This window comes from Rhodococcus sp. WB9 (genome assembly GCF_007558985.1).
GTDB lineage: Bacteria > Actinomycetota > Actinomycetes > Mycobacteriales > Mycobacteriaceae > Rhodococcus_F > Rhodococcus_F opacus.
In genome coordinates this window covers 6,869,823-6,886,086 of record NZ_CP041769.1, presented here as the reverse complement: position 1 = coordinate 6,886,086, position 16,264 = coordinate 6,869,823, and the positions used below count along the sequence as shown (strand labels likewise).

At 67.1% G+C, this 16,264-nt stretch carries 12 protein-coding genes and 1 pseudogene; 10 read left to right on the top strand and 3 right to left on the bottom strand.

Features of this window, described 5'->3' with window-relative positions:
• The first annotated feature begins 18 nt into the window (after positions 1 to 18).
• The gene (locus tag FND50_RS32125) at positions 19 to 1,242 is read left to right on the top strand and encodes an amidohydrolase (protein ID WP_144288412.1); all 1,224 of its coding nucleotides are present in this window, start codon (positions 19 to 21) and stop codon (positions 1,240 to 1,242) included.
• Between the two features lie 69 nt (positions 1,243 to 1,311).
• Here FND50_RS32125 and FND50_RS32120 read toward each other — a convergent pair whose 3' ends face one another.
• Positions 1,312 to 2,667, bottom strand: a complete 1,356-nt coding sequence (locus tag FND50_RS32120; protein WP_144288411.1) for an MFS transporter — start codon at positions 2,665 to 2,667, stop codon at positions 1,312 to 1,314.
• A 197-nt stretch (positions 2,668 to 2,864) separates the two neighbouring features.
• On the opposite strand from FND50_RS32120, the gene FND50_RS32115 reads away from it, so the two are divergent.
• Both FND50_RS32115 and FND50_RS32110 read left to right on the top strand, forming a co-directional pair.
• Entirely contained in the window at positions 2,865 to 5,306 is a 2,442-nt protein-coding gene (locus FND50_RS32115) for a response regulator (RefSeq protein WP_144288410.1), read from the top strand.
• Between the two features lie 42 nt (positions 5,307 to 5,348).
• Positions 5,349 to 6,401 carry a YihY/virulence factor BrkB family protein gene (locus FND50_RS32110; RefSeq protein ID WP_144288409.1) on the top strand — a complete coding sequence of 351 codons (1,053 nt, stop codon included), beginning with the start codon at positions 5,349 to 5,351 and terminating at the stop codon, positions 6,399 to 6,401.
• A gap of 21 nt (positions 6,402 to 6,422) precedes the next feature.
• Here the strand turns inward: FND50_RS32110 and FND50_RS32105 are convergent, their stop codons facing one another.
• Both FND50_RS32105 and FND50_RS32100 read right to left on the bottom strand, forming a co-directional pair.
• Positions 6,423 to 7,928, bottom strand: coding sequence for an NAD(P)/FAD-dependent oxidoreductase (locus FND50_RS32105; RefSeq protein WP_260850775.1), 1,506 nt, complete (start codon positions 7,926 to 7,928; stop codon positions 6,423 to 6,425).
• A 30-nt stretch (positions 7,929 to 7,958) separates the two neighbouring features.
• Positions 7,959 to 8,852: an SDR family oxidoreductase gene (locus tag FND50_RS32100; RefSeq protein WP_144288407.1), complete on the bottom strand. Its 894-nt coding sequence runs from the start codon at positions 8,850 to 8,852 to the stop codon at positions 7,959 to 7,961.
• 76 nt (positions 8,853 to 8,928) lie between these two features.
• Here FND50_RS32100 and FND50_RS32095 point away from each other — a divergent pair, with 76 nt between their 5' ends.
• The 7 genes and pseudogenes from FND50_RS32095 (at position 8,929) to FND50_RS32065 (ending at position 16,197) form a co-directional block, all read left to right on the top strand.
• Positions 8,929 to 9,582 carry a TetR/AcrR family transcriptional regulator gene (locus FND50_RS32095; RefSeq protein WP_144288406.1) on the top strand — a complete coding sequence of 218 codons (654 nt, stop codon included), beginning with the start codon at positions 8,929 to 8,931 and terminating at the stop codon, positions 9,580 to 9,582.
• Positions 9,583 to 9,702: 120 nt separating this feature from the next.
• Positions 9,703 to 10,980: pseudogene (locus tag FND50_RS32090) on the top strand (hypothetical protein).
• Positions 10,981 to 11,099: 119 nt separating this feature from the next.
• A complete protein-coding gene (locus tag FND50_RS32085) occupies positions 11,100 to 12,452 on the top strand; it encodes an MFS transporter (RefSeq protein WP_144288405.1) in 1,353 nt (450 codons plus the stop codon).
• A gap of 18 nt (positions 12,453 to 12,470) precedes the next feature.
• Entirely contained in the window at positions 12,471 to 13,232 is a 762-nt protein-coding gene (locus FND50_RS32080; RefSeq protein WP_011595593.1) for an IclR family transcriptional regulator, read from the top strand.
• Between the two features lie 172 nt (positions 13,233 to 13,404).
• Positions 13,405 to 15,138 carry an FAD-dependent oxidoreductase gene (locus FND50_RS32075; RefSeq protein ID WP_144288404.1) on the top strand — a complete coding sequence of 578 codons (1,734 nt, stop codon included), beginning with the start codon at positions 13,405 to 13,407 and terminating at the stop codon, positions 15,136 to 15,138.
• Between the two features lies 1 nt (position 15,139).
• Positions 15,140 to 15,448 (top strand): YciI family protein, encoded by a 309-nt coding sequence (locus tag FND50_RS32070; protein ID WP_144288403.1) that lies wholly within the window; start codon positions 15,140 to 15,142, stop codon positions 15,446 to 15,448.
• Positions 15,445 to 16,197: an SDR family NAD(P)-dependent oxidoreductase gene (locus FND50_RS32065; RefSeq protein WP_144288402.1), complete on the top strand. Its 753-nt coding sequence runs from the start codon at positions 15,445 to 15,447 to the stop codon at positions 16,195 to 16,197. The genes FND50_RS32070 and FND50_RS32065 overlap by 4 nt, the downstream gene beginning before the upstream one ends.
• Positions 16,198 to 16,264 lie beyond the last annotated feature (67 nt).

The window sequence follows — 16,264 nt, the reverse complement described above, 5'->3', positions numbered from 1 at the left end:
GATTCGAAAGAAGGCTTCATGACCGACCTGCCGATCGCGCTCACCGACGAGCTGCGGACGAAGATGCACGACCTGTACCACCACCTGCACGCGAACCCGGAACTGTCGATGCAGGAACACAAGACCGCCGAGCTGATCCAGAGTTCCCTCGTCGCCCTCGGGATCGACACCTTCGTCTGCGGCGGCACCGGCGTGGTGGGTGTCCTGACCAACGGCGAAGGCCCCACGGTGGCCTTCCGCGCCGATTCGGATGGGCTGCCGATCGCGGAGGACACCGGCGTCGACTACGCCAGCGCGGCCACCGGGCGCCTCGACGACGGCACCGAGGTGCCCGTGATGCACGGCTGCGGCCACGACACGCACGTCGCCACCCTCCTCACCGTCGCCGAACTGCTCGCCGGTGCGCGGGAGGCGTGGGCCGGAACGATCGTGTTCCTCTTCCAGCCGGGCGAGGAAACGGCGGCCGGGGCGAAGGCGATGGTCGAGGACGGTCTGTGGGACCGGGCACCCAAGCCGGAGATCATCTTCGGGCAGCACGTCGGGCCGATGCTGGCCGGCACCGTGCACGTCACGAGTGGCGACGCGATGGCCATGGCCGATTCGCTGAAGGTCACCGTCTACGGCCAGGGGTCGCACGGCTCCCAGCCCCAGGATTCGATCGACCCGATCATCCAGGGTGTCAACATGATCAACCGCATCCAGACCATCGTGTCCCGCGAAGTGCACCCCCTGAAGCCGGCGGTGGTCACGGTCGCCACGTTCCACGCGGAGTTGAAGGAAAACATCATCGCGGACCGGGCCGAGTTCACGATCAACGTGCGCACCCTCGACCCCGAGGTGCGCGAGCAGGTCAACGCCGCGCTGCGCCGCATCATCTACGCCGAGGCCGCCGCATCCGGGGCGCCGAAGCCGCTGATCGAGGAGCTGTACACGTTCCCGCGCAACTACAACGATCCCGATGCCACCGCAGAACTCGTCGCCGAACTCCAGAAGGTGCTGGGCGAGAACAACGTCGAGCCGTCGTCCCCGATGATGGGTTCGGAGGACTTCGGTCTGCTCGCCGAGGTGATCGGCGTGCCGTCGGTGTTCTGGATGTTCGGTGGCCACACCGCGGAGACCCTCGAGAGCGGAAAGCCTGTGCCGGTGAACCACTCACCGTTCTTCGCCCCCGTCGCGGAGCCCACCCTGTCCACCGGCGTCCAGGCGGCGATGACGGCGATCCTGTCGAAGGTCGGGCTCTAGGCCCTCCGGGCCCGTGCGCCTTTGTGGTTGTTCCAGCAACCAGAAAGGCGCACGGGCGGCGGAGCCGCCTCAGTGGGTGGTCAGCGGCGCATCTGCGGTGGCGTCCCCGGCGTCCACGCCGGTCTTCTCGAACCGCAGTCGCGATACGGCGAGTCCAGCGAGGACGAAGGACACGGCGACGAGGATGTACAGCTGAGTGGGCGACCAGTCGCGGTCGAGGAGGGCGCCCGCGACGATCGGGGACGCGATGGCGCCGACGCGGCCGATGCCGATGCCCCAGCCGACGCCGGTGGCCCGGACGGCGGGCGAGTAGACCGACGGCGTGATCGCGTACAGCCCGGCGATGCAGCCGTTGGCGAAGACGCCGATCAGGGCGCCGAGCAGGAACGCGATGACGATGGACGCGGTGGCGGGCACGAAAACGACGAGCAGTACGCCCGCGATCGCCATGTAGGCGATGAGCACACGCTTCAGCGCGAAACGTGCGGACAGCGCCCCGAGCAGGGTGGCGCCGAAGATGCCGCCGAGGTTGAGGAGCACTCCGCCGGTGACGCCCTGGTTCGCGGACATGCCCGCCTCGACCAGCAGTTTCGGGGTCCAGCTGGTGACGAAGTAGAAGCCGAACATCGCCATGAAGAACGCGAACCACACCAGGAGTGTGCTGCGGCGGCGCTGGGGGGACAGCAGGACGCGCATCGCGAATCCGGCGTCGGCGGTGGCGGCGGCACGCGGTGCGGGCAGCTCGTCGAGTCGCGGCTGACCGACCCGATGGGCGAAGGCGTTGATCCGGTCGAGGGCGTTGGCCGGTCGCCGGACGAGCAGGAAGTCGATCGATTCGGGGAGCCGGGCGTAGACGACGGGGATTATCGCCGCCGTGCACAGTCCACCGAACAGGAACACCGAACGCCAGCCGAGCGAGTTCTGCAGGACGACGGCGATGATTCCGCCGAGGGTGGCGCCGACGGCGTAACCGGTGGAATTGAGACTCACTGCGAGCCCGCGCCAGCGGTTCGACGCGTACTCACTGGCGATGACGTTGCTGCTGGCGAGGATTCCGCCGATGCCGACGCCGGTGAGGGCGCGGAGCAGGCCGAGTTGCATCGCGTTCTGGCTGATCGCCGACAGCAGCATGCCCGTCGACGCGAGTGCCAGGCACAGCAGGATCATGGCGCGGCGGCCGATGGTGTCAGCCCACGGTGCCAGGAACAGCGATCCCGCGGCCATGCCGAACAGTCCGGCGCTGAGCAGGAGGCCGACGACGGAGCCGGACAGATCCCACTCCTGCGACACCGACTGTGCGGTGAACGCCATGACGAGGACGTCGAAGCCGTCGAGCACGTTGAGTAGACCGCAGATGGCGATGGCGCCCCATTGGTAGCGCGTCATCGGACTGCTGTCGATGCGTTCGCGTAGGTCGAATTGCATGCGCGGGACCTGCTCTTCCTCGGAGGTGGGCTGTGATGTGGCTCACGACTCACCTACCGTGGCGGAGAGGTCACTCGTTTCCAACTTCACTTCCGAATGTCGGAATACAGAAGTGGCGGTGGGATGCGGTGCTGGGTGATCATTTCAGTGATGACAACTGGATGGGGACCGGGCGACCGGCAGTGGGCGAAAGGTCCATGGATGTGACTGGCTCGGGTTTCGGTAACGCCTGGTCGGCGGATCGGTTGTTCGCCGGGCCGGGCGAGACACGGGAGCGGCTACGCCGCACCGATTGGGCGGCCACGCCGCTGGGCCCGGTCGAGACCTGGTCTGTCGAACTGCGGGCGGCAGTACGGACCGTGCTGCCCTCCGAGGTCCCGATGTTGCTCTGGTGGGGGCCTGAGCTCGTGCAGATCTTCAACGACGCGTACACCCGGGTCCTCGGTGCCAAGTACCCCGCGGCGATCGGTGAACCTGGGGCGCAGTGCTGGGCGGAGATCTGGGACGAGGTGGGACCGCTCGCCGAGCAGGTGATGTCGGGTGGCGCAGCGACCTACACAGAGAATCAGCCGCTGTACCTGCTGCGGCACGGGTACCTCGAGGAGACGTACTGGACGTTCTCCTACAGTCCGGTGCAGGACGAGGACGGGAACGTCGCCGGGATCTTCGTGGCGACGACCGATGTGACCGCGACCGTGGTCGGCGAGCGCCGACTCGAGACTCTGCGGCAACTGGGCATGGTCTCCACCGCAGGCGGCGACGATCCGCTCGTCGATGCCTGTCGTGCGGTCGTGCGGGTACTCGGCGACAACGGGCAAGACGTTCCGCTGGCCGCGATCTACCTCCGCCGGGAGGTCGCCGGCGGCTCGGGTGACGACGAGCCCGACGACCTTGTGCTCGTCGGCGCCGCCGGGGTGGACTACGACGGCGAGTTCAGGCCCGCCTGGATCCCGGCGACCGACGTCACCCGCCACCGTGTCCGGGCGTCGGGAGTGGCGTTCGAGCCTGCCGGGTCGAAGGCGGTGACGGAGGTGAGGCTGTGCCCGTTGATCGTGACGGGTCACGCGGAGCCGGTAGGTGTGCTGGTGCTCGGGATCAGTCCGTATCGCGCCTTCGACGACGCGTATCGGGGCTTCGTCGAGCTGGTCACGGCGAAGGTGTCGACCCTGGTCACGGACGCCCTGGCCTACGAGTTCGAGCGGGACCGCGCCGCTGCACTGGCGGAACTCGACGCTGCGAAGACGCGGTTCTTCCAGAACGTCAGTCACGAGTTCCGTACCCCGCTGACCCTGTTGCTCGGACCCCTCGAGATTGTGCGCGAGCAGTCCGAGGACGAGTCTCCCGCAGATCGGCGCGAAGCGATCGCGGCCGCCTATCGTGCGGCGGTCCGGCTGCAGCAGCTCGTCGACGGCCTTCTCGATCTGTCCAAGGCGGAAGCCGGCCAGCTTCTGCCACACACGGAGCCGACTGATATCGGCCAATTGACGGCCGACTGCGTGAGCATGTTCGATTCGGCCGCCGCGCAGGCGGGACTCGCGCTCCGAACCGATCTCGACGAAGCCTCCGGCCTGGTCGAAGTGGACCGCGAGATGTGGGTGAAGATCGTGCTGAATCTCGTGTCGAACGCGGTCAAGTACACCCGGTCCGGATCCGTGTCTGTAGCGCTCCGCCAGGACGCCGGCCGGTTGGTGCTGAGCGTGACCGACACGGGTGTGGGGATTCCCGCCGAAGAACGGGAACGCGTATTCGACAGGTTCCATCGCGTCGAGGCCGGCGGGTCGGGCAGCGGTGGGGGCGTCGGCATCGGGCTTTCCCTGGTGTCCGATCTCGCCGCGGCGCTCGGCGGTTCCGTCGACCTCGACAGCGCCCCGGACCGGGGCAGCACCTTCACCGTCCGCGTACCGCGGATCCCGGCACCGGACGGCGCGACCCCGCGGGCAGACGACCGGCCCGTCGGCGCGGTAACGTCCTTCGGCGATGTCGAACAGCGGAAACCGTCCGTCGAGGTCGACGGTTCGAACGAACGCGGAGCGGACGGCCACCGCATCCTGCTCGTCGAAGATCACCCGGACCTGCGGGCGTACCTCACCCGATTGCTGCAGGAGCAGGGATGGGACGTCGACGCCGTCGCCGACGTGGAGTCCGCGCTGAAGCATGTCGCCGCCCGCACACCGAATCTCGTGCTCAGCGACGTCATGCTTCCCGGTCGCGACGGCATCGACTTCCTCCGCGAGCTGCGGTCGGAGCAGTCGACGGCACGGCTGCCGGTCATTCTGCTCACCGCCCGCGCGGGAACGGAGTCGACCGTCGACGGGCTGAACCAGGGAGCCGACGACTACATCGTCAAGCCCTTTCAGCCGAGCGAACTCGTCGCGCGGGTGCGTGTTCATCTCGAAATGTCATGGCTTCGAGAAACTTTGGTCACGGACAGTGAGCTCGAAACGGAACAACTGCGCAAAGCACTGGATACGCGAACAACCCTCAGCCAAGCTGTCGGGCTGACCATGGCCGCCTTCCAGTGCGACGCCGACACCGCTTTCGACAAGCTCGCCTCGTACTCGCAGAATCGCAACGTCAAACTTCGGGAGATCGCGGCAGAGGTCGTCGCGAACTTCACCGCAGGCACCGACCGCGAATAGGGCCCCAGTTTCCCCGACCTGCGTTCCGGGTAGGCGTGACCGATGAACGACGAACAGCACGCCGAACCGGACCCCGACGACCCGCGCAAGCCGGATTCGCCTGCGGACCTGACGAAACCGTCCTGGTGGTACGTCATCAGGAAGACGGCGCACGAGTTCACGCGCGATCAGTGCACCGACCTGGCCGCCGCACTGACGTACTACGCGGTCCTCTCGCTGTTCCCGGCGCTGCTGGCGCTGGTCTCACTGCTGGGGGTGTTCGGTCAGGGGCAGCGCACCACCGATGCGGTACTGCAGATGGTCGACGACCTCGGGCCGTCCTCCGCCGTGGACACGTTGCGTGACCCCATCGCGCAGTTGGTCGAGACTCCGACCGCGGGCATGGCACTGGTCCTCGGCCTGCTGGGTGCGGTGTGGTCGGCGTCCGGCTACATCGGGGCGTTCGGACGCGCCATGAACCGCATGTACGAAGTCGAGGAGGGGCGTCCCGTGTGGAAGCTCCGGCCGCTGATGCTGGCCGTCACCATCGTCGGTCTGGTCCTGGTGGCCGCCGCTGCGGCGATGCTCGCGCTGAGCGGCCCCGTCGCACGCTCGGTGGGTGATGCGATCGGATTCGGCGACACCGCCCTGACCGTCTGGAACATCGCCCGCTGGCCGTTCGTCCTCGGCGTCGTCGTGGTCGCCGTGGCCATCCTCTATTACGTCACGCCCAACGTGAGGCAACCGAAGTTCCGCTGGGTCAGCGCCGGCGCGTTCCTCGCCATCGTGACGTGGATCCTGGCGTCGGTCCTGTTCGGTCTGTACGTCGCCAACTTCGGCAGCTACAACAAGACGTATGGCTCCCTGGCCGGCGTGATCGTGTTCCTGCTGTGGCTCTGGATCACCAATCTGGCGTTGCTCTTCGGTGCCGAACTGGATGCCGAACTCGAACGTGGACGCGAATTGCAGGCCGGCATGCCGGCCGAGGACGAACTGCAATTGCCGCCTCGCGACACGCGGGTCTCCGACAAGAACGCCGAGAAGTACGAGCAGTACGTGCAGGAGGGCAGGGCGCTACGTGAGACCGAGGGCGACGGGCCCGTGAGTACTTGTTAACCGCGGGCGGTTAACAAGTACTCACGGGCGGAACGCCATCGCGTCGTCCACGACCTTGCCGTGCCGCAATGTCAGAAGGTCGCGGAAGTAGTTCATCCGCAGCCGCCAGGGCGCTTCGGACCCCTGCTTCGGGAACGACTCCACCGACCGCAGGACGTAGCCGGCGGCGAAGTCGAGGAACGGCTCCTCCTCGACCGAACTGTCACGCTCCGGGGCACACTGGGCGAACCCGTTCGCGTCCATGTGCGCGAGCAGACGGCAGACGTACTCGCACACCAGGTCGGCCTTGAGCGTCCAGGACGCGTTGGTGTACCCGATGACGAACGCGAAGTTGGGCACCCCGCTGAGCATCATTCCCTTGTACGCCATGGTGTCGGTGAGGTCGATGTCGCAGCCGTCGACGGCGAGCGTCGTTCCGCCGAACGCGAGCAGGTTCAGGCCGGTCGCGGTGACGACGACATCGGCGTGCAATTCCTCACCGGACTTCAGCGTGATACCGGTTTCGGTGAAGGTGTCGATGTGGTCGGTCACGATCGACACCTCGTCGTTCCGGATGGACCGGAACAGATCCCCGTTGGGCACGAGGCACAGTCGCTGATCCCATGGGTTGTACCGGGGCGTGAAGTGGGTGTCGATGTCGTAGCCCTTCGGCAGCCACTTCTCCTGCATCTGCCGGATGCGCCCCTTCATGAAGTCCGGATAGCGCTGGCACAGTTGGTAGATCGCCGTTGCGACCGATGCGTTCTTCAGGCGGGTGAGTCCGTAGGCGAGCTTGGCGGGAAGGTGCCGGCGGAGCCGGTTCGCCAGCTTGTCCTTGGCCGGCATCGAGATGATGTAGGTGGGCGAGCGCTGCAGCATGGTCACGTGCGCGGCCTCGGCGGCCATGGACGGCGCCAGCGTCACCGCGGTGGCCCCACTGCCGATGATGACCACCCGCTTACCCGCGTAGTCGAGGTCCTCGGGCCACTTCTGCGGGTGCACGACCTGCCCGGCGAACCGGTCGAGGCCCGGGAACTCGGGGGTGTAGCCCTCGTCGTAGCGGTAGTAGCCGCTGCAGGACATCAGGAAGTTGGCGGTGAACCGGACCGTCTCACCGGTATCGGTGCGCTCGGCGTCGACCGTCCACTGGGCGTCCGGGGTCGACCACTCGGCACGAACGACCTTGTGCTGGAACCGGATGTTCCGGTCGATCCCGTGCTCGGCGGCGGTCGTGCGGACGTACTCGAGGATCGACGACCCGTCGGCGATGGACTTCTCACCCGACCACGGCTTGAACCGGTAGCCGAGGGTGTACATGTCGGAGTCGGAGCGAATGCCGGGGTAGCGGAACAGGTCCCACGTGCCGCCGATCGATTCGCGGCTCTCCAGGATCGCATAGGTCCGTCGGGGAAAGTTGTCCTGCAGGTGGTATGCGGCACCGATCCCGGACAGTCCGGCCCCGATGATCAGCACGTCGACGTGTTCGACAGGAGCCTTCGCGCCGGTGGACTCGGCGGCGGTATCGGCGGTGGTATCGGTGTGTGACATGAACACTCTCTCGCTGGCGGGGACTGGCGGTTACTTCGGGTCTACGGCGACGTCGTCGAGAGCGACATTACGTGCGCTGGTGGACCGGCCGAGCTTCGCGACCTCCTCGTCCATCAGCGGAAGGATGCGGGGGACGTGCGGCAGCAGGCTGCGATCCCCGATCGGCGACGTCACCACCGCCTTCAGCCAGGCGACGAGCTCGACCCACCGCGGCACGTAGACCCGGCGCTTCCGCCCGGCCAGGCCGTCCACGAACGCGTCGACGCACGAGTCCACCGACGTCGTCTTGCCCAGTGGTCCCGGCAGTACGGCGAGAAGTTGGTTGAACGCGGTGAGGTCGGCTTTCGCGTCCTGAACGAGCGGTGTGTCGATCCACGACATGTGGGCCGAGCCCACAGTGACGCCGTGGTGCGCGACTTCGAGACGAAGGGTGTTGGCGAAATGCTCGATGCCGGCCTTGCTCGTGTTGTACGCGGCCAGCCCGGGTGCGGGCGCGAACGCGGCGAGCGACGACACCACCAGGATGTAGCCCTTGCGGTCGATCACGGACGGAAGCGCAGCGCGGACGGTGTGGAAGACGCCGAGGATGTTGATGTCGATGACCCGCTTGAACGTGGCCGGGTCGACGTGCATGACCGAGCCGTAGCTGGCGATGCCGGCATTCGCGAGTACGAGGTCGATGCCGCCGAACTTCGCGACTCCGGCGTCGACCGCCTTCTGCACGGCGGCCAGATCGCAGACGTCGGCGGCCGCGGCGAGCGCGACGTCGTCGCCGAGTTCGGCGGCGAGGGCATTCAGTGGCTCGGCGTCCAGATCGATCAGAACCAGTTTGACGCCCTTGCGGGCGAGGGCGCGGGACGTTTCCGCGCCGATGCCACGCGCGGCTCCGGTGACGAGTGCGACTTTGTTCCTGAGCGTGGGCATGGGATCTCCTGGCGTGTGATCTGGCACCGTTCGGTGTCAGTTTGTATCTGGAACTGTGCGGTGTCAATATGGGGGCGTGAGTTCGCCCAAGCTCGACGACACGGGCCGCACCTACCGCGGTGCGGGTCCGCGTCAGCGTCAGGAAGAGCGCCGCGTGCGCCTCGTCGACGCGGCCGTCGAAGTGTTCGGGACCAGCGGATACCGGTCCGCGACGGTCGGCAAGATCTGCGAGACCGCCGGGCTCACCAAGCGCTACTTCTACGAGTCCTTCGACGACAGCGAGGCCCTGCTCCTGGCCGCGTACGCGAGCGTGACCGACCGCTTGCGGGACAGCGTCCTGCGCGGTGCGGGGGAGGGCGGCACCGATCTCGACGCGCGGGTTCGCGGCGCGCTGACCGCGTTCTTCCGATCCGTCGCCGACGACCCGCGGATCCCGCGGATCGCATTCCAGGAGGTCCTCGGCGTCGGGCCCGAGGTCGATCAAGCCTACCGCCGCGTCACCGTGTCGTTCGTGGACGCCGTTCTCGTCGTCATCGGTCCGGCCGTCGACCGGACCGCGTTTCCCGACTTCCACCTGCGCACCCTCGCAACCGGCCTGGTGGGAGCCGTGCTGATGATCGCCCAGCAATGGGTGCTGTCGGAGAACCCGCAGCCGATCGAGTCCGTCATCGGCAGCGCGCACACTATTCTCTCGGCCGTCCTGGGGCAGCTCGGTCCCCAGCCCATGTGAGTGGCGCGGCGTCCGGGCGCACGCTTTGCCACTCACATGTGCTGACCTGGGATTGCATGCGCCGGAGGCAATCCGGGCATAACCCGGACGCCATCACATATATGTTGTTAAATACCTGACATGCTCGGTGCTGTGCACTGCCAATCGCCATCGGTCCACAACACGACGATCCGCGCGGTGCTCGTCGCGCTGCTCGGGATGGTCGCGCTCGCGGTACCGACGCCGATCGTCGCGCACGCCGCCGGCTACGAGGGCCTGCTCGACATCACGCCGGCGAACCCGGCGGCGGAGTCGATCGGCGGACTCGACCCCCGGCTGCCCACCGAGTCCGCTGTCCTCGGCGCCGCGCTGGCGGCCGCCCGCTCCGACGGTGTCGCTCCGACGCGGTATTCCGCTCTTCTGCAACAGTATTGGCTCGCTCGTGGATCGGAGGCGTCCGGCATCGACCTGGCCGCGTGGGATCCGAACGCGGGGCTGCTCGCCAACGCTGCGGTGGTCGACCGGGTCTACGAGAACTACGGCCGCTACCAACTCCAACGCACCGAGCTCTACTGGTCCGGGATGGCCGGGCTGGCGGGAGGTTCGTTCGCCGCCGGCTTCTGGGACCTCGACCTCGGCCGGACCGTGCTCGGAGTCGATGCCGTCCACAGGCTCGGCAACGCTGTCGCGTCCACGGTCCGCGGGTTGCCCGGCGGGGCGATGGCGCTTCTGCCCGCGGACCCGAGAACGCTCGCGACCGTCGGCCCGGCGATGACCGCCGACGACCTGGACTGGTATCAGAAGCGCCTGCTGATGATGCAGAAGCACATCTACTTCGACATGGTGCCCATGCACGAGGCGTATGTGAACGAAGGCAGGGCTGCTGTCGAGGAGATGGCCGCCGCCGGACTGCTCGACGAGAACGCCGAGATGGCTTGGAACGGCATCTTCTCCGGCACTCAGGCCGGGTACGCGGACGCGCTGTTCCGGATGGCGTCGCGCGAGCAGAATCAGATCATCGCCGATCAGTGGGACGTCACCGCTGCAGCCCGCGACGGCGTCGGCCGCGCGCTCACCTACGCCACCACCCTCGCGGCGCAACCCTCGGTCCCCGGCTCACGCGCACCGGGAAAGGTCGCGCCGATGTCGGTCAACGGCGACGTCAACGGCTCGGCCTACCGTCTCCGCACGCCCCTGCCCGGCTTCAACTGGGCCGATCGCGAACCGCGCTGGCAGTAAATCGTCAGTGACATCGCCTCGTCCTACCAGCGGCTCGCCGAGGGGCGTCCGGGAGAGTTGCGGGCTCTGCTCGCCATCCCGTTCCGCGACTTCGTCGAGAGCCAGCGGGTGCTGCGGCGGGTGCCCGACCTCGCCCGCGACTTGAGCACCGGCTGGGAGTTGTCACCGGCGCATCCGTAGCCCTAGCCGTGTCCGGGGCGCCAGGCCGGCTTTCCAATGGATGGATGTGACGTTGCGCACGTGCAGGCGTGATTGGCACGTTGTGTCACACCACGCCAGGCCCGATCGCAGGAGAGTCGATGAACGTATCCGCCGTCACGCACGACAGCCCGACGACCGCGACACCCACCGAGGTCGCGAAGACGCCGAAGAAGGCGGCGCTCGCATCGTTCCTCGGCAGTGCGCTCGAGTACTACGACTTCTTCATCTACGGATCCGCCGCCGCCCTCGTCTTCGGGCACACTTTCTTCCCGGCCGGCAACGACGCGATCGGCACGGTCGCCGCGCTCGCAACGTTCGGAGTCGGCTACGTGGCCCGGCCTGTCGGCGGAATCGTGCTGGGTCACTTCGGAGACAAGCTGGGCCGCAAGAAGATTCTGCTGCTGACGCTGCTCATCATGGGTCTGTCCAGTTTGGCGATCGGGTTCCTGCCCACGTACGAGCAGATCGGCATCGCCGCCCCGATTCTCCTCGTGCTGTGCCGCCTCGCGCAGGGATTCTCCGCGGGCGGTGAGGCCGCCGGAGCCAGCACTCTCACGCTCGAGCACTCACCGGAGGGGCGGCGGGCGTTCTTCACCAGCTTCACCATGACGGGATATGCCGCGGGGATGGTCCTCGCGACCCTCGTGTTCATCCCCGTCGCCGCGCTGCCGAAAGACCAACTCGACAGCTGGGGTTGGCGAATCCCGTTCTGGTGCAGCGCCGTGATGCTCGTGGTCGCCTACTTCGTGCGCACCAAGCTCGACGAGACTCCGGTGTTCGAGGAGTCGCGTGAGCATGCGGAAGTGCAGAAGCTGCCCGTCGTCACCGTCGTGACCACCCAGTGGCGGGACGTGCTGCGGATCGCGCTGTGCTCGCTGTTCGCGGTCGGGCAGACGGTGTTCACGGTCTTCGGGCTCGCCTACGCCACCGGACCCGACGTCGGCATCGACCGCACCACGATGCTGTGGGCGTCGTCGGTGTCGATCGCGGGCTCCATCGTCGCGATCCCGCTGCTCGCCAAGCTGTCGGACCGCGTCGGACGCCGCCCCGTCTGGATCACCGGTGCCCTCGGGTGCGCCCTGACGATCTTCGGGTACTTCTGGGCCATCTCGGTCGGCTCCATTCCGCTGATCTTCCTCGCCGCACTGCTCACGATGACGCTGTTCTACTCGATGGTGAACGGCCTGTGGCCCAGCTTCTTCACCGAGATGTTCGCGGCGCCCGTGCGCTACTCCGGTTTCGCGGTCGGTACGCAGATCGGCTTCCTCGTCGCCGGCTTCGCCCCGGCGATCGGCTGGGCACTACTGGGCACCGGGGTGAACGCGTGGGTCCCCGTCGCGGTGTTCACTGCCCTCTGCATGCTGGTCTCGTCCGTCGCCGCCTTCACCGCCCGCGAGACGTACCGGGTGCCGCTGGCCGAACTCGGACGTCCGTCGCCCCCGCAGGAGTAGCCGGAGGACAATAGGGCGATGTCACGGACACCGACAGGAGAATCGGTCACTGCCCGCGTCGTGAGGGTCTTGTCCTCCTTCGACGCGGACACACCGTCCCTGTCGGTGTCCGACATCGCGCGTCGGTCCGACCTCCCCGTCGCGACGGCGCACCGCATCGTCGGGGAACTCGTGAAGTACCGACTCCTCGAACGCAATGACACCCGCATCAGCATCGGCGTGCGGATGTGGGAACTGGGGTCCCGCGGCTCGCACACCCTGAGCCTGCGCGAAGCCGCGATGCCGTTCATGGAAGACGTGAACGCCGCGATCAAGCAACACACCCAGCTGGGCATCCTCGACGGCAACGAGGTGCTGTTCGTCGAACGGCTCTCCACGCGCGGGTCCGTCGTCAACGTCACCAAGATCGCCGGGCGTCTGCCGGTGCATGCCTGCTCGTCCGGTCTGGTTCTGATGGCGAACGCCTCCCGCGACGTGCAGGACGAACTGCTGTCCCAGCCGCTCGAACGCTACACCGACGCCACGGTCACCGACCCCGACCAGATGCGACGTCTCCTCGCCGAGGTCCGGCACCAGCACTTCGCGGTGGCCGCAGGTCTCATTACACCCGGAGCGACGGGAGTCGCTGTGCCCGTGCGGGACACCGACGGCGGGAGGGTGATCGCTGCCCTGTCCGTCGTCATACCGCACGATCAGGCCAACCCGCAGTCGGTGGTCGCGGCGCTGACGACGGCGTCGCGCGGCATCACCCGGGCGATGACGCGCGGATCGCGGCACTGACAGAAACCCTTTCCATCCATTGGAGTCGCACTGTGACTCGGGTGTCGGGTCGGTCAGAGTGGTTGTCACGAACACACCACCACCGATCACGCATCGCGATCCGAAAGTCACTGCACACCAGCGCTTTCGCTGATGCCTGACCGAGTGCCGACTCTCCAGGGAAGGTCCAAGCATGAGCTCGAAAACTGTCAAATGCGACCTGTTGGTCATCGGATCCGGGGCCGCAGGCATGGCCGCAGCACTCAAGGCGGCGAGCGAAGGGCACAGCGTCATCGTCGCCGAGAAGTCGCAGTGGCTCGGCGGCACCACCGCGATCTCGGGCGGCTGGGCATGGGTGCCGGGCAACAAGCAAGGCGTCGCGCAGGGTGACACCCGTCGGGAGATCGAAACCTACATCCGCGCACTCGCCAAGGACTGCTACAAGGCCGAGATGATCGACACGTTCCTCGACGAGGTGCCCGAGGCCATCGACTGGCTCGAGCGTGACACCGACGTCGAATTCGTCTATCCGGAAATGGCTCCCGACTACCAGATGGACGCGCCGGGCGCGAAGCCGTCGGGACGCGCGATCTCGGGCAAGGTGGTCGACGCGCGCACCCTCGGTGAGAATCGGTTGCGGTTGCGCCCCTACCTCGACACCTACACCGTCTTCGGTTACATGCCCGAGGTCGGACCCGACATCGCCCAGTTCCTCCACGCCAATCAGTCGTGGAAATCGTTTGCCTACGTGTCGAAGAAGCTCCTCGAGACGTGGGTCGAGACGGTGCTCTGCCGCCGATCGTTCGACCGGACCAACGGCAATTCGCTGATGGTGCGGATGGTATCGTCCGCCGCGAAGCTCGGCATCCGGATGTGGACCGAGACGCCCGTGACGAAGATTCTGCAGTCGGAGAACGGCGTCGTCACCGGGGCGGTACTCGGGGGAGTACATGCGGGAACCGTGGTGGCGCGACTCGGCGTCGTCATCGCGGCCGGCGGTTACTCCTCGGATCCGGCGCTGCGAGCCGAGTACTGGGGTCATGATCCGCACGGCGACAACCACTTCACTCCCACGGTCGGGCACGACGGCGACAACGTGCGCCTGGCCGCGCCGCTCGGCGGGCACGTCGACACCGACGTCCACGAGCCCGCCGCGTGGGCTCCCGTGACGGTGTTCACAGGTTTGCGCGGGCAACAGCGGATCTTCCCGCACCTGCGGGCATTCGGGCTCCCCGGGCTGATCGCCGTGAACCGCAAGGGCGAACGTTTTGCCAACGAGTCGAGCTCCTACCACGACTTCGGCATGGCGATGATTCAGGAGAACGCCGGCCAGGACGAGACGTTCGGCTACATCATCGCCGACGCGAAAGCCATGAAGAAGTACGGCATCGGCTACGCGAAGCCCTGGCCGATCCCGCAGGGCTATTTCAAGAAGACCGGTTTCCTCCACAAGGCCGACACGGTCGAGGAACTCGCCCGCGAGATCGGTGTCGACGTCGCCGGGTTGAAGAAGACCCTGACCGAGTTCAACACGGGAGCCGCAAAGGGAGAGGACCCGAAGTTCAATCGCGGATCCAACTGGTTCCACCACTTCAAGGGCGACATGGAACACCAGCCCAACCCGAACCTCGAGCCGCTCGACAAGGGACCGTACTACGCCGCGAAGATCGAGATGGGCGACCTCGGAGCCTATTCCGGCCTGGCCGTCGACCGGCACAGCCAGGTCCTCGACGACGACGACCAGCCGATCCCCGGCCTGTTCGCCGCCGGCTCCGCGGCCGTCAGCATCTTCGGTGGCGGCTACCCCGGTTACGGCGCCAACATCGGGCCCGCCCTCGTCTTCGGATACACCATCGGCCGGGACGCCGAGATCCTCGCGTCGCTGCGCACCGAATCCGTCGAGCCGACCGTCCTGGAAGAGGTCTGACGTGCCGTTCTTCCTCGTCCGCTACGTATACACCGGCGACACGGCCGGCCGGGACGAGCACCGTCCCGAACACAAGAGCCACCTGCAGGCCGCCGCCGATCGCGGACTGATCCTCGGGTCCGGACCGTTCGCGGCAGGAGAAGACCCCGGCGCGGCGATGATCTACGAGGCCGCGGGCAAGCAGGTCGTCGTCGACGTCGTCGAGGGCGACCCGTTCCGCACGCACGGGTTCGTCGCGTCGTACGACATCACCGAGTGGATTCCGATGATCGGCCCGTGGGCTGTCGCAGCAGTGGGAGGTCGGTCATGACGGGTCGAGTGGCAGGGAAGGTCGCCGTCGTCACGGGGGCGAACGGTGATCTGGGTGGCGCGACCGCGCGGATGCTCGCACGAGAGGGGGCGTTTGTTGCGGCCCTCGACCTCAAAGTACCGGATGCGCCGTGGGATTCGGCGACGATCACGTCGTTCGCGGTCGACGTCACCGTCGAGGCCAGCGTCGCCGAGGCCGTTGCTGCAGTGGTGGATACCGTGGGTGTTCCCGACGTCCTGGTCAACTGCGCCGGCATCATCGGCAGGCCCGCGCCGTCGCACGAGGCGTCGGTCGCCGAGTTCGACCAGATCTTCGACGTCAACGTCAAGGGTGTCTGGTTGACCACCAAGTACGTCGTGCCCCACATGATCGGTCGGAAGAAGGGCAGCATCGTGAACTTCTCGTCGATCCACGGGTTGACGGGAGGCTCCAACGTCCCGCTGTACCACGCGTCGAAAGGTGCTGTGCGACTGCTCAGCAAGGCGGACGCCGTCACTTACGGGCCGCACGGAATTCGCGTCAACTCGATCCACCCGGGGTCGATGCGGACGGCGATGAGTCAGCGGTCGGCCGAGGGCAGCGCGATCGGCCCGGAGGAGTACTACCGCCAGCTCGTCTCGGGCAACCCCCTCCCGCGGCAGGGGGAACCCGACGAGATCGCGTACGGGGTGCTCTACCTCGCCTCGGACGAGTCCGGCTTCACCACCGGTACCGAACTCGTCGTCGACGGTGGGTACACGGCGCACTGATCTTTCGTGTCGCCCAATGTCGCATTGGTTCAGTCCGACTGCACCGGTGTGACATTGGGCGAGGCCG

Bases quoted from the DNA above. Each gene is read 5' to 3' on its own strand.
- FND50_RS32125 (WP_144288412.1), top strand. From the start codon at position 19: ATGACCGACCTGCCGATCGCGCTCACCGACGAGCTGCGGACGAAGATG.
- FND50_RS32120 (WP_144288411.1), bottom strand. From the start codon at position 2,667: ATGCAATTCGACCTACGCGAACGCATCGACAGCAGTCCGATGACGCGC.
- FND50_RS32115 (WP_144288410.1), top strand. From the start codon at position 2,865: ATGGATGTGACTGGCTCGGGTTTCGGTAACGCCTGGTCGGCGGATCGG.
- FND50_RS32110 (WP_144288409.1), top strand. From the start codon at position 5,349: ATGAACGACGAACAGCACGCCGAACCGGACCCCGACGACCCGCGCAAG.
- FND50_RS32105 (WP_260850775.1), bottom strand. From the start codon at position 7,928: ATGTCACACACCGATACCACCGCCGATACCGCCGCCGAGTCCACCGGC.
- FND50_RS32100 (WP_144288407.1), bottom strand. From the start codon at position 8,852: ATGCCCACGCTCAGGAACAAAGTCGCACTCGTCACCGGAGCCGCGCGT.
- FND50_RS32085 (WP_144288405.1), top strand. From the start codon at position 11,100: ATGAACGTATCCGCCGTCACGCACGACAGCCCGACGACCGCGACACCC.
- FND50_RS32080 (WP_011595593.1), top strand. From the start codon at position 12,471: ATGTCACGGACACCGACAGGAGAATCGGTCACTGCCCGCGTCGTGAGG.
- FND50_RS32075 (WP_144288404.1), top strand. From the start codon at position 13,405: ATGAGCTCGAAAACTGTCAAATGCGACCTGTTGGTCATCGGATCCGGG.
- FND50_RS32065 (WP_144288402.1), top strand. From the start codon at position 15,445: ATGACGGGTCGAGTGGCAGGGAAGGTCGCCGTCGTCACGGGGGCGAAC.